Here is a 13,054-nt window from a genome sequence, read left to right as displayed (position 1 = left end):
GTCGTTGTGCCGCTATTGCTTAGTCGCCCAGCGTGTAAGCGACCACGTGGTCACCACGGTCGAGCGACTGGCGCGCGCCACCGGCGGTGATGAGCACATACTGCTTGCCCGTCGCCGGTGACTTGTAGGTGATCGGCGTCGCCTGGCTGCCGACGGGCAGGCGGCCCTTCCAGAGCTCCTTGCCGGTCGCGCTGTCGATGGCGCGCAGATAGTAGTCGAGGGTGGCGGCGAAGAAGACCAGACCGCCCTGAGTGGCCATCGAACCGCCGATCGTCGGCATGCCGATCGGAATCGGCAGGCCCATCTTCAGGCGCACGGGGCCGGTGTCCTGCACGGTGCCCATCGGCTTCTGCCAGACGATCTTCTGCGTCTTCAGGTCGACCGCCGTCATGGTGCCGAAAGGCGGCTTCTGGCAGGGCACGCGAAGCGCCGAGAGGAAGCGATCCTTGAAGATCCAGTACGGCGCGCCCGTCATCGGCACGGCGCCCGGCAGGATCTTCTCGCCTTCCTTGCGTTCGAACGCCTTCTGCCAGAGGCCGAGGCGCATGTCGTTCAGGAACAGCAGGTTGCTGACCGGATCGACCGAGATGCTGCCCCAGTTCAGGCCGCCGAGCGAACCCGGATACTGCAGCTGCCACTGATCCGCCGTCGGCGGGTCGAACAGGCCGATATGCCGATAGCCCTTGAACTCGATGCGGCAGAGCAGCTGGTCGAACGGCGTGACGCCCCACATGTCGGCTTCGGTCAGCGTGCTACGGCCGATCTCCGGCATGCCGGTGGACAGCGGCTGCGTGGGTGAATAGCGCTCACCCTTCAGGTTGCCCGCCGGGATCGGCACTTCCTCGACCTTGGTCAGCGGCTTGCCCGTTGCGCGGTCCAGAACGAAGATCTGGCCGTGCTTCGTGCCGACGACGATCGCCGGCGTCTTGCTGCCATCGGCATTCGGGAAGTCCGTTGCCGTCGGCTGCATCGGGACGTCGAAGTCCCAGAGGTCGTGATGCACGGTCTGGAACGTCCAGCGCACGTCGCCGGTCGAACCGTCGAGCGCGACGACGGAAGAAGCATACTTCTCGGCTTCCGGCGTGCGGTTGCCGCCCCACAAGTCAGGCGACGCATTGCCCATCGGGATGAAGACCAGATTGAGCTTCGGGTCGTAGGACATCGGGGCCCACGAATTCGGCGAGCCGCGGGTGTAGGCCAGCTCTGTCGTGGATGGGCCCTTGATCGCGGGATTGCCGGCGTCCCAGGCCCAGCGCTGCTTGCCGGTGACGACGTCGTAGGCGCGGATGACACCCGAGGGCACATCGACCGCAAGGTTGTCGGCGACGAAGCCGCCGAGGACGATCACATCGCCCGCGAGGGTCGGAGCCGAGGTGACCTTGTAGACGCCCGGAGGAGTCTTGCCGAGGCCGGCCAGCAGATCGACGCGGCCATTATCGCCGAAGCCCTCGCAGAACTTGCCCGTATCGGCATCGAGAGCGATCAGCTGCCCGGTGACCGAGTTGGTGTAGAGGCGACGGGTGCAGGCGGTGCCGGATGCATCGGTCGCCTGTGTCAGGTTTGCGGACTGGCCGCGATTGGCCTGCTGGCCGCTGAGGTCGATATAAGCGAGGCCGCGGCAGCGCATCCAGCGCGTGTGCCGGGCATTGATGACCTGGCGCCATTTCTCCTTGCCGGTGTCGGCATCGAGCGCGATGACGTTGTTATGCGGCGTGCAGAGATAGACCGTGCTGCCGACCTGCATCGGGGTCTGCTGGTCTTCCGAGCCGAGGCCGGACTCGTCATTGTCGGCGATGTCGCCGGTCTGGAATGTCCACGCGACCTTCAGCTTGTTGACGTTGCTGCGGTTGATCTGGTCCAGCGCAGCGAAACGCTCGCCGCCGGGATTGTTGCCCCAGTTGTCCCAGTTCTTCTGCTCGGTCTCCGGCGTGACCTTGACCTTGCCCGTATCGACGGCGGCGAAAGTCTCGGTGCGATCGACGAACATGCCGCCGAGGGCTGCGACCATCGCCACCAGGAATACGGCGGCAACCGCCATGCTCTTGCCGGTGGCGCGCGGCAGGCCTGCACGTGCGCGCAACAACGGATTCACAAGCGCGAGGACGAAAGCTGCGGCAAGGAAGATGAAGAGGCGCGCGAATAGCGGCCAGAATTCGAAGCCGGATTCCCAAACGGCCCAGACGGCAGTCGCCACGAACAACACGGCGTAAAGCGGCAGCGTGAACGTTTTGCCCAAGGCGACGCCGATGCCAACGCCTGCGAGTGCGAGGCCGGCGATCAGGTAATAGTAGCTACCGCCACGCGAGATGAGGACGCCACCGCCCCAGATGAATGCAATGCCAGAGGCGACGAACAACAGCCCAAGCAAGGCGAGCAATGCTTTGCTCCCCCAGCCAACATTTACGTCTTTCACGAATTCAGCTCCAAAACTGTAACGTTTCCAAGAAACACGCGATCGACTGTTTGTTATCGACTGCATGCAACGCGCACAGTTTCCCCCCCGCGCCCTGTGGATCACATTGCTGCCCAATTTGATAGGTCGCGAGCTACAGCGTTTCGGAAGAGCCGTCATATCTAAATGTCGATAAGCATTGAGCTGCATCAACAATTCAGGCGTGCAGTGATCTGCGGCACGAATGCATTTTTCACGCGACTGCTGCGGAGATTCTGCTGAAATCGCAGTGAGGACGATGCGCTCAACAAAGTATCGAGACTTGCGCGGGACCAGATTGGTCGCCTCACTTTGATGCGGGCTAGTGAGATTCTAAACGTGCCGGGAAAGCGCGATTGCAGCGAATCCATCCGAGGCGTTGCTCACGACAACGACGCAGGAGCGCGTCGCGAGGAGCATGATGCACAGTCTGCTAATCCGACGAAGCAGCCGGCTTCTTCTGAGTCACGGCGGGAGCAGGTGATCGCGCAGCCTCGGGCACCAGCATTTCGATGGCTTCCTGGATGCCTTCGATGGCACGTTCGGTGGCGCGCGAGCCATGCTTGATCATGTCGTCGGCGCGATGAAAATCGAACAAGCCGAACTGACCGACGCGCGGCGCGATATGCATGTCGGGCGGATCGCCGGCAAGGCGGGCGCGGGTGATGCGGTCCTGCATGATGTTGAAGGCATCGATCATGACGGTGGAGATGCCAGGCCGCTCGCTGCTGCCGAAGAACTCGCGCTTCACCGTGCGCTCGGCCGAGAAGAAACTGGTGAAGCCGCGCTTCGGCTTGGCCGGCTCTTCCGGTTCGACAGCGGGCTCGGCCGGCTCCGGGCCGCTGCCATGGTCGAAAATGGTGATCGAATGCCCGAACACGTCATTGCTGAGATTGACCGCGATGACGATCTCGGCGCCCAGCGCACGCGCGGCCGAAACGGGAACCGGATTGACCAGCGCGCCATCCACCAGCCAGCGGTCGCCGACCAGGATGGGGGAGAAGATACCGGGCAGGGCATAGGACGCCCGCATGGCTTCCACGACGCGGCCATGGGTCAGCCAGATTTCGTGACCAGTGCGAACTTCGGTCGCGACGGTGGCGAACTTGACCGGCAGGTCCTCGATCAACTGATTGCCAATCGAGGCCTCGAGCTGGGCGGCGAGCTTGTTGCCGCCGATCAGGCCGGATCCGTTGAGGCGAATATCGAGGTAACCGAAGATGTTGCGTGGCTGTAGCCCGCGCGCCCATTCCTCGAACGTGTCGAGATGGCCGGTGGCATAGCAGCCGCCGACCACGGCACCGATGGAGGTGCCGACCACGACATTGGGGACGATGCCATTGGCCAGAAGCGTGCGGATGACGCCGATATGGGCGAATCCACGGGCCGCACCGCCGCCAAGCGCGAGGCCGACCACGGGACGGCGGACACTACCAAGGCCAGGTTTGTCGCGGCCATTCGCGCCGTTCTGGCTGCGCCCCATCAATAACTCCAGCAAACGAAAGCTCCTAACGCTTCCAGACATAATACGCGCGGGACAGCCATCATGCCAGACGATCGATTATTCATCATTTACGCGATGTATCCGACACTTAGGCGTCGAATATGACTGCATATCGACGTCTCGACGACTATTCACGCCAAGGCTGTCACGAGGCTGTGGGCGGCCCCCTGCGGAACGTCGCGGTATCGTGGTCAAGGCTTGAATTTGCCGTGTTTTCGTTGAAAAGCATTGCGATGAAGACGTGGGGTCCTGATTTGCAAACATCCGGCCGGGGCGGGCGGCTGGCTTTGGTGCTGGCGCTCGTGCTGACGCACGCGGCGCTGGTGCCCCAACCCGCCTTCGCCCAGTTTTTCAGCGACCGCCCGGCGCCGGTTCCCCCCGCCAATATCCCCGACATCCCGTCTGGTCCCGCCATCAGTCTGGCGCCGCCGTCGGGGCCGGCCGCCGCGCCGGCATTACCTGCGCCGCTGCTGCAGCCGCCCGTGGCCAATGTGCCGCTGCAGGCACCTCCCCAGGTCCAGGCCAGCCCCGCCGCGCCAGCACAGGGCGCGCTGGCCCTGAGCGCGCGTTATGGCAAGGATTTGCCGGCCATCAATGGCGGGCTGGTGTGGCGGGTCTATTCCGACCGTCCGGACGAAACCGGCGCTTTCAAGCTGCTGCGCGAGGACCGGACGGCCACGCCGAATATCCCGCTGCCGCCTGGAAGCTATGTGGTCCATGTGGCGCTCGGTCTCGTCAGCGCCGTCAGGCCCGTGACCATCAAGTCCGACGTCGATCGCGAGGCGTTCCTGCTTCCGGCCGGCGGTTTGCGCATCGAGGGCCGCGTCGGCTCCAGCAAGATCCCGCCGAACCAGATTTCGTTCGGCATCTATAAAGGCAGCCAGTTCGACGGCGGCGAGCGCACGCCGCTGCTGCCGAGTGTCGCCGCCGGCGATGTGGTGATGCTGCAGGAAGGCACCTACTACATCATCTCGAATTATGGCGACGCCAATTCGGTGGTGCGTTCAGATATCCGCGTGCAGGCGAGCAAGCTCACCGACGTCACCGTCACCCATCGCGCCGCTGTCATCACCATGAAACTGGTCGGTGACAAGGGCGGCGAGGCGCTGGCCAATACGGCATGGTCCGTGATCACGCCGGCCGGCGATGTCATCAAGGAATCCATCGGTGCTTTCCCGAAAGTGACGCTAGCCGAAGGCGAGTATCGCGCCATCGCCAAGAACGAAGGCAAGGTGTTCGAGAAGCCATTCAACGTCGTCAATGGCGTCGATGGCGAGATCGAGGTCGTGGCGCGCTGAGCGCGTGCATTCGCTTAAAATGCAGGCGAATTGTCACCCCCATGTCATTGTTGTGAATCGCGAACTAACCATCGCGCGACTTTGCGCCGTGGGGTGACGACATAGCGGCCTGCGACCTGAAAACATTTACACGGCATTAATCGGCGAAGCCTGAATAGCGAAGACAGGTACAAGTTTTCGCAAGGATGCGTCGTGATCGCGGCCAAGAAGCTCTCCGCCACTGCGGACATCAAAGTGTTCGACGACATCCCGGCGCTTCAACGCAAATGGCAGGCGGCCGTGCGGCCGGGGCAGGTGCTGCCCGGCTATGAAGAGGTGATGCTCGGCAGCCTCGGCCGTATGGCTGATCACATCGTGCTGCTGAAATCCCAGGGCGACAGCTATGAGGTGTCGCGCAGCGGGCGCTACGTCCAGCAATGGCTCGGCGACGAACGTTGGGACATTCCGCTCGAGGTGGTTCCGCCGGATTGCGCGCGGGCGCTGGCCGAGGCCGCCAACTGCGCGCTGCAGACGGGACGGCCGCATCTCGCCGTTGCGCATTGCGTGCGCGACGGTCTGGTGCAGACCTATGACATTCTGGCGCTGCCAACCGCATCGCGCTGGGGCGTCAAGCTTGTGGGCGCCTATATCAACGAGCAGGGGCCGCGCTACAATCTGGTGGATGCGATCTTCTCCTCCACGGACGAGGGCATTGTCTCGCTGGCGGCCATCCGCAATTCGGAAAACCAGGCCTTTGATTTCCAGATCGTGCATCACAATCAGGGCGCAGCGCGTCTCCTCCGGGTCGCGCTCCCCGATCTGCAGTGGCGCAGGCTGAGCGAAGGCGGACACGCACTGTGTCTGCCGGAGGTGACACGCTGGCTGCTGTCAATGATTGCGAAGAAGGCCAGCGGCTTGGAAGCCAGCGGCCAGCTCGAGATCGACAGTGACGATCGCAATCTGCGTCTGACGGCAACCGCGTTCGGCGATCTGGTGTCGCTGACCGTGTCTGATGTCACAGAAATCAAGCGCCGCGATGCTTCGTTCCGCTTGCTGTTCGACGGCAATCCGATGCCCATGTGGGTGTTCGAGGCCGAGACTATGCGCTTCATCAGCGTCAACGATGCTGCGGTGGCGCATTACGGTTATGAGCGCGATGCGTTTCTGCGCATGGAGCTGAAGGAAATCTGGCCGCGTGACGAGTGGGACGCGCATACGCGCGCCATCACGCAGCTCGACGACAGCTATCAGTCCGAGCGCAATTGGCGGCATATCAAGGCTGACGGCAGCGAGATCCAGGTGCTGACTTATGGGCGCCGCGTGGCATTCGACGGCCGTGAGGGATTCCTGGTCGCCGTCGTCGACATCACCGAGCGTCGCAAGGCCGAAGCCCGTGTCGCGCATATGGCGCATCATGATGCGCTCACCGATTTGCCGAACCGCGTCTTCTATCAGGAGCGTCTCGCTCAGGCGCTGGATCACAACGATCCCGAGCGCCACGTCGCGGTGCTGTGTATCGATCTCGACCTGTTCAAGAATGTGAATGACAGCTTCGGTCATCCTACGGGTGACCGCCTGCTCAAGCAGGTGGCCGAGCGCATGCGCGGTGAGGTTCGTGGGAATAACCTTGTTGCCCGGCTCGGCGGCGACGAATTCGCCGTCGTGCTGACATCAGACGTGACGCTGAACGAGGTCAATGAATTTGCTGCGCGTCTGATTGAGGTTATCAGCGCACCTTATGAGATGGGCGACGATCTCGAAGTGGTGATCGGCGCCAGCATCGGCATTGCAATCTCACCCGGCGATGGCACGACGAGTGAAGAACTCATGCGTAATGCCGATATGGCGCTCTATCGCGCCAAGGCCGAAGGCGGTGGCGTGCATCATTTCTTCGAACGCGAAATGGACCGTCAGGCGCAGAAGCGCCGCGACATGGAGCTCGATTTGCGGAGCGCCTATGTCGACGGCGAGTTCGAGCTACACTATCAGCCGCTGGTTGACATCGCCGCCGATCGCATCGTCGGCTTCGAGGCGCTGCTGCGCTGGAAGCATCCCGACAAGGGCATGATCTCGCCGGCCGATTTTATCCCCGTCGCCGAGGATATCGGCCTGATCGTGGCGCTTGGCGAGTGGGTGCTGCGCAGCGCCTGCGCGGAGGCTGCGAAGTGGCCGGACGATGTAAAGGTCGCCGTCAATCTTTCACCGGTGCAATTCCGCAGCCGCAATCTCGTGCAGGTCGTTGTCGCCGCGCTGGCCTATTCCGGCCTGTCGCCGCGTCGGCTCGAGCTGGAGATCACCGAAAGCGTGTTCCTCGCCGAGACCGAAGCGAATATCGCCACGCTGCACCAGTTGCGCGCACTCGGCGTCCGTATCTCGATGGATGATTTCGGCACCGGTTATTCATCGCTGAGCTATCTCAGAAGCTTCCCGTTCGACAAGATCAAGATCGATCGCTCCTTCGTGAAGGATCTGGTCGAGCGCCCGGATTGCATGGCGATCGTGCGCGCGATTTCGGGGCTCGGTCGCAGCCTGAACATCACCACGACGGCAGAAGGCGTCGAGACGATGGCGCAGCTCGAACAACTGCGCGCCGAGGGGTGCAACGAAGTGCAGGGCTATCTGTTCAGTGCCGCGAAGCCGGCCGGCGAACTGGATCAGTTGCTGCAGAAATTCGGCTGCTGCGCCACGCAGGCAGCGTGAGACAATTTAGCCATAGGGCGGATTAGCGAAGCGGAATCCGCCCTACAGCACAGCATTTCAGAACCGCGTCACGAGATCCTTCAGCTCCGGTCGTGGGCGATCCTCGATCACCCGGTCCGGCTTGCCGCCGATATGGATGAAGCCGGCGAGCTTCTCGTCGGCCGTCAGACCCAGGTCCGTCAGCACGTCGCGATCGAAGGCGTACCATCCGGTGAGCCAATTGGCGCCGTAGCCGAGTGCAGTCGCGGCAGCGACAATGTTCATGCAGCTCGCGCCCGCCGACAATTCCTGCTCCCAGGCCGGCACCTTCGGGTGCTGCTTGAGCGAGGACACCACAGCGATCACCAGTGGCGCTTCGGTGAGGCGCTGCTTCTCCGCCTCGACGGTTTCATGCGGCGCATCCGGGTTCTTGCGGGCAAAGACGGTGGCGATCACATTGCCGGCGCGCTTGCGGGCGTCGCCTTCGAACACGATGAAGCGCCACGGGGCCAGCTTGCCGTGATCCGGCACCCGTGCGCCGATGGTGAGAATGGTGTCGAGCTCGGCGGAAGAGGGGCCCTTGCCCGACATCTCGCGCGGCTTGACGGAGCGGCGGGTCTTCAGAAATTCGATGGTGTCGGTCACGGGCAATGTCTCGCAAATGAGGACGTGCAGGATTGGATTGACCGCTTACCATGCGAAAAGGCCCGCGTTGAGGCGGGCCTTCCCCATTTAGACGGATTGTGATCGTCAGCCAGATCGCTAACCGGCCGTCTTGTGCTCCGGCATCTTGGAGGCGCGGTCCAGAAGATCCCGACCGAGATCCTCCAATACGGCCCGCGATGCCAGATAAAGGCTATGGCCTTGCTCGGTCTCGAGGGCGAGCGCCACCACATCCGGCCGGTTGGGGTCCGGGATCAACTGATAGGATCGAAGCGGATAGGCTTCGATCTCGATCTCGTCATTGTCGCTCATGGCTCAGCTCGCTTTCGCACGCTTCACGTCCGGCGGCGTCGCTTCGTCCACCAGTGCGGCGATGGCCTCGTCGGTGGACATCACCTTCTGGCCCTCACTGCCGAGACGACGGACCGAAACCGAGTGGCTCTCGGCTTCCTTCTTGCCGACCACGAGAAGCGCAGGGATCTTGGCCAGCGAATGCTCGCGGACCTTGTAGTTGATCTTCTCGTTGCGCAGGTCGATCTCGACGCGGAGACCAGCCTTGCGGGCCGCAGCGGCAACCACCTTGGCATATTCATCACCTTCCGACGTGATGGTCGTGACCACCACCTGCGTCGGCGACAGCCAGAGCGGGAAGTTGCCGGCATAGTGCTCGATCAGGATACCGATGAAGCGCTCCATCGAACCGCAGATCGCGCGATGCACCATCACCGGCGCCTTCTTCGATCCGTCGGCATCGATGTAGAACGCACCGAAACGCTCCGGCAGGTTGAAGTCGACCTGCGTGGTGCCGCACTGCCAGTCGCGGCCGATGGCATCGCGCAGCACATATTCGAACTTCGGCCCGTAGAACGCGCCTTCGCCCGGCGAGATCTCGGTCTTGATGCGGCCGCCCGACTGCGCCTCGATGGCCGACAGCACGGTGGCCATGACGCGCTCGGCGTGATCCCACATCTCGTCGGTGCCAACGCGCTTCTCCGGTCGGGTGGAGAGTTTTACGACGATGTCGCCGAAGTCGAAGTCCGTATAGGTCGACAGGATCAGGTCGTTGATCTTGAGGCACTCATCGGCCAGCTGTTGCTCGGTGCAGAACACATGGGCGTCGTCCTGGGTGAAGCCGCGCACGCGCATCAATCCGTGCATCGCGCCCGAGGCTTCGTAGCGATGCACAACGCCGAATTCGGCGAGACGCAGCGGCAGGTCGCGATAGCTCTTCAAGCCATGCTTGAAAATCTGCACATGGCCAGGGCAGTTCATCGGCTTCAGCGCGAACCAGCGCTTGTCCTCGGCCTCGTCGCCAGCGGACTGCGCCGCGAACATGTTTTCGCGGTACCAGCCCCAGTGGCCCGAGGTTTCCCACAGGCCCTTGTCGAGGATCTGCGGGGCGTTGACCTCCTGATAGTCGCCGTCGAGACGACGGCGCATATAGGCGATCAGCGCCTGGAAGATCGTCCAGCCTTTCGGATGCCAGAACACGACGCCCGGGCCTTCTTCCTGGAAGTGGAACAGGTCGAGTTCGCGGCCGAGCTTGCGATGGTCGCGCTTCTCCGCTTCCTCGATCTGCTTGAGATAGGCGTCGAGGTCTTCCTGCTTGGCGAAGGCCGTGCCGTAGATGCGCGTCAGCATCTGGTTGTTGCTGTCGCCGCGCCAGTAGGCGCCGGCCACCTTCATCAGCTTGAAGGCATTGCCGATCTTGCCTGTGGACGTCATATGCGGGCCGCGGCAGAGATCGAACCAGTCACCCTGGTAATAGATCTTGATCGGCTCGTTGCCCGGAATTGCATCGACCAGCTCGACCTTGAAGGCCTCGCCCTTGTCGCGGAATACCTGCTTGGTCTTCTCGCGGTCCCACACCTGCTTGGTGAAGGGCGTGTCGCGCTGGATCAGCTCGCGCATCTTCTTTTCGATGGCGGCAAAATCTTCCGGCGTGAATGGCTCCTCGCGATAGAAGTCGTAATAGAAGCCGTTCTCGATCACCGGGCCGATGGTCACCTGCGTCGATGGCCACAGCGTCTGCACGGCTTCGGCGAGCACATGCGCGGCATCATGCCGGATCAGCTCCAGCGCGCGCGGATCGTCGCGATTGATCAGTTCGAGCTTGGCATCCTGCTCGATGGGATCGTTAAGGTCGGTGACCACGCCATCCAGCGCCATGGCGACGGTGCGCTTGGCGAGCGAGGGCGAGATGCCCTTGGCGATGTCGAAACCACTCGTCCCGCGCGGATACTGGCGCACGGCGCCATCCGGGAAGGTGAGGTTCAGATGAGCGCTGCTCTGGTCGGCGGGGGTGAGGTTGGCGAGGCCGAACTTGAATCCGGAGCCTTCATTCTCAGTCATATCTTCTCTCCTGTGGCTCACTCCTGCACACGGGCGCAGGTAAGCGGGGAACAGCGGTATAGCAGCCGATTCGCAGGTTGCAACACCACTCTGGCAAGGTTTTGACCCGGCCGAAGCGCCATCCTTACAATACCATATCTTGCCCCAGGCTCGCCGCGCCGCGCACAGGGCGCGAGCGTTCCAGCTGGGTCAGCACGTCGCCGGCGATCTGCTGCTCCGAGAAGCCGGTCAGGTCCCGATGGCGGGTCTCGCTGCCGGTCCGGGCGGCCAGCATCCAGGTCCGGCTGCGATGCGCGGCCGGCGTCTCCCACGCCGTATACGCCGCCAGCGGACGCGAGCGCGGCAGCAGGCGATAGGTGAACAGGCGGTCGATGCCGAAACTGACCGTCAACGACGCGCCCTCGCTGTCGATCTTTACCGCGCTGTCGGCCCATCCTTCGTCGAGCATGGTCTGGCAGACCGACTGCAGTGCCGGCACGCCATGGCTGGCAATCTGCCGCTCGATCTCGGCGCGGCTTGCCGGCACGAACAACCGCTTGAGCCGTTCGCTGATGGCGGGACTTTCCGAGGAAATCGTTTCGCCATCAAGATCGGCATTGGTCTGCCGCACGAGGCCATAAGCGAGCATCAGCATGATGAAGCAGAAGGGCAAGGCTGCGAGCAATGTCGCAGCCTGCAGCGCGCCGAGGCCACCGGCGAGCAGCAGCAGCGTCGCGGTGACGCCGAGCACGATGCACCAGTAGATCCGTTGCCAGCGCGGCGTATCTTCCTCGCCGCCGGACGCCAGCGTGTCGATCACCAGCGCGCCGGAATCGGCTGATGTCACGAAGAACACGCCCACCAGCAGGATCGCCAATCCGGAGGTGAAGCTCGTAGCCGGCAGATATTCCAGAAACTTGAACAGCGCGGTGGATAGGTCAGCCTGCACGGCCGCGGCGATCCCGCCATGGGCGATACCGAGATCGAGCGAGATCGCGGTATTGCCGAACACGGTCATCCAGATAAACGTGAAGGCGGTCGGCACAAACAATACGCCGACCACGAATTCACGAATGGTGCGCCCGCGCGAGATGCGGGCGATGAACATGCCGACAAAGGGCGACCATGCGATCCACCACGCCCAGTAAAATAATGTCCAATCGGCCATCCAGGCACGCGGCTCATAGGCATAGAGCTTGAAGGTACGCTCGACGAAATGATCGAGATAAAGGCCGAAATTCTGCACCAGCGCGCGTAGCAGGAAGAGCGTCGGCCCGCTGCACAGCACGAACACCATCAGCAACACGGCCAGCACGAGATTGAGTTCGGACAGGCGACGGATGCCGCGATCGGCGCCGCTCAGCACGGAAAGCGTCGCAACGCCCATGACGACGACGATCACGGCGATTTTCGTGACCGGCGAGTCGGCGATCCCGTAGTTGTAGGCGAGGCCTGCCGTCATCTGCGACACGCCAAAGCCGAGCGACGTCGCTACGCCGAACACGGTGCCACAGACGGCAAAGATATCGATGGCATCGCCGAGCGGGCCGTTGATGCGCTTGCCGAGAATGGGTGACAGGCCGGAGCGGAAGGTCAGCGGCAGCCCCTTGCGATAGGTGAAGTAGCCGAGGCTGAGGCCGACGATCGCGTAGATCGCCCATGCATGCACGCCGTAGTGATGGAAGGTGATCGCCATCGCCTCGCGTGCGGCGCGGATGGTGCCGCTCTCCACTTCCGGCGGCGAGATGTAATGCTGGACTGGCTCGGCAACCGCAAAATACATCAGGCCGATGCCCATGCCGGCCGCGAACAGCATCGCGAGCCAGGAAACATAGGGGAATTCCGGTTCGGCATCGTCCGGTCCCAGGCGCAGCTTGCCGGTCGGGCCAAAGCCCAGCACCAGCACGGTGACGAGAAAGATCGCCACCGCCGTGACATAGAACCAGCCGAACGTGTCGATGACCCAGCTCTGAGCGATCTTGAAAATGCTGTCGGCGGCGCCTGGCATGATGATCGTGACCGACAGCAAAGTGGCGATCACGGCGGACGCGCCAAAGAAGACGCGTGGCTTGATTTTGCTTTGAATCATCGGGCCGCCTTAGCCGCCACGTGATCGAGAGTCCAATCGCGCTATGGCAGAGGCAGGATCGTACCAGACTTCGGCGGGCA

At 62.8% G+C, this 13,054-nt stretch carries 8 protein-coding genes; 2 read left to right on the top strand and 6 right to left on the bottom strand.

What is annotated here, in order from left to right:
• Positions 1 to 19: 19 nt before the first annotated feature.
• Together ACIQ2A_RS00245 and ACIQ2A_RS00240 are read right to left on the bottom strand one after the other, a co-directional pair.
• Positions 20 to 2,413 (bottom strand): membrane-bound PQQ-dependent dehydrogenase, glucose/quinate/shikimate family, encoded by a 2,394-nt coding sequence (locus ACIQ2A_RS00245; RefSeq protein WP_398474500.1) that lies wholly within the window; start codon positions 2,411 to 2,413, stop codon positions 20 to 22.
• A gap of 451 nt (positions 2,414 to 2,864) precedes the next feature.
• Positions 2,865 to 3,929, bottom strand: coding sequence for a patatin-like phospholipase family protein (locus ACIQ2A_RS00240; protein ID WP_398474497.1), 1,065 nt, complete (start codon positions 3,927 to 3,929; stop codon positions 2,865 to 2,867).
• A gap of 239 nt (positions 3,930 to 4,168) precedes the next feature.
• On the opposite strand from ACIQ2A_RS00240, the gene ACIQ2A_RS00235 reads away from it, so the two are divergent.
• Together ACIQ2A_RS00235 and ACIQ2A_RS00230 are read left to right on the top strand one after the other, a co-directional pair.
• Entirely contained in the window at positions 4,169 to 5,233 is a 1,065-nt protein-coding gene (locus tag ACIQ2A_RS00235) for a hypothetical protein (RefSeq protein ID WP_398474495.1), read from the top strand.
• 192 nt (positions 5,234 to 5,425) lie between these two features.
• A complete protein-coding gene (locus tag ACIQ2A_RS00230; protein WP_398474492.1) occupies positions 5,426 to 7,912 on the top strand; it encodes a putative bifunctional diguanylate cyclase/phosphodiesterase in 2,487 nt (828 codons plus the stop codon).
• A gap of 57 nt (positions 7,913 to 7,969) precedes the next feature.
• Here the strand turns inward: ACIQ2A_RS00230 and ACIQ2A_RS00225 are convergent, their stop codons facing one another.
• The 4 genes from ACIQ2A_RS00225 to ACIQ2A_RS00210 form a co-directional block, all read right to left on the bottom strand.
• Positions 7,970 to 8,536, bottom strand: a complete 567-nt coding sequence (locus tag ACIQ2A_RS00225) for a nitroreductase (protein ID WP_398474490.1) — start codon at positions 8,534 to 8,536, stop codon at positions 7,970 to 7,972.
• Positions 8,537 to 8,653: 117 nt separating this feature from the next.
• Positions 8,654 to 8,866, bottom strand: a complete 213-nt coding sequence (locus ACIQ2A_RS00220) for a hypothetical protein (RefSeq protein WP_398474488.1) — start codon at positions 8,864 to 8,866, stop codon at positions 8,654 to 8,656.
• A gap of 3 nt (positions 8,867 to 8,869) precedes the next feature.
• Positions 8,870 to 10,906 carry a threonine--tRNA ligase gene (gene thrS, locus ACIQ2A_RS00215; RefSeq protein ID WP_398474486.1) on the bottom strand — a complete coding sequence of 679 codons (2,037 nt, stop codon included), beginning with the start codon at positions 10,904 to 10,906 and terminating at the stop codon, positions 8,870 to 8,872.
• A 124-nt stretch (positions 10,907 to 11,030) separates the two neighbouring features.
• A complete protein-coding gene (locus ACIQ2A_RS00210; protein WP_398474483.1) occupies positions 11,031 to 12,974 on the bottom strand; it encodes a BCCT family transporter in 1,944 nt (647 codons plus the stop codon).
• Positions 12,975 to 13,054 lie beyond the last annotated feature (80 nt).

It is taken from the genome of Tardiphaga sp. (genome assembly GCF_044336785.1).
Lineage (GTDB): Bacteria > Pseudomonadota > Alphaproteobacteria > Rhizobiales > Xanthobacteraceae > Tardiphaga.
The sequence above is the reverse complement of the archived record's forward strand: the minus strand, read 5'-3'. Positions and strand labels throughout refer to the sequence as shown.

What these genes read in the sequence shown, in the direction of transcription:
- ACIQ2A_RS00235 (WP_398474495.1), top strand. Translation starts at nt 4,169, where the DNA reads ATGAAGACGTGGGGTCCTGATTTGCAAACATCCGGCCGGGGCGGGCGG.
- ACIQ2A_RS00220 (WP_398474488.1), bottom strand. Translation starts at nt 8,866, where the DNA reads ATGAGCGACAATGACGAGATCGAGATCGAAGCCTATCCGCTTCGATCC.
- thrS (WP_398474486.1), bottom strand. Translation starts at nt 10,906, where the DNA reads ATGACTGAGAATGAAGGCTCCGGATTCAAGTTCGGCCTCGCCAACCTC.
- ACIQ2A_RS00210 (WP_398474483.1), bottom strand. Translation starts at nt 12,974, where the DNA reads ATGATTCAAAGCAAAATCAAGCCACGCGTCTTCTTTGGCGCGTCCGCC.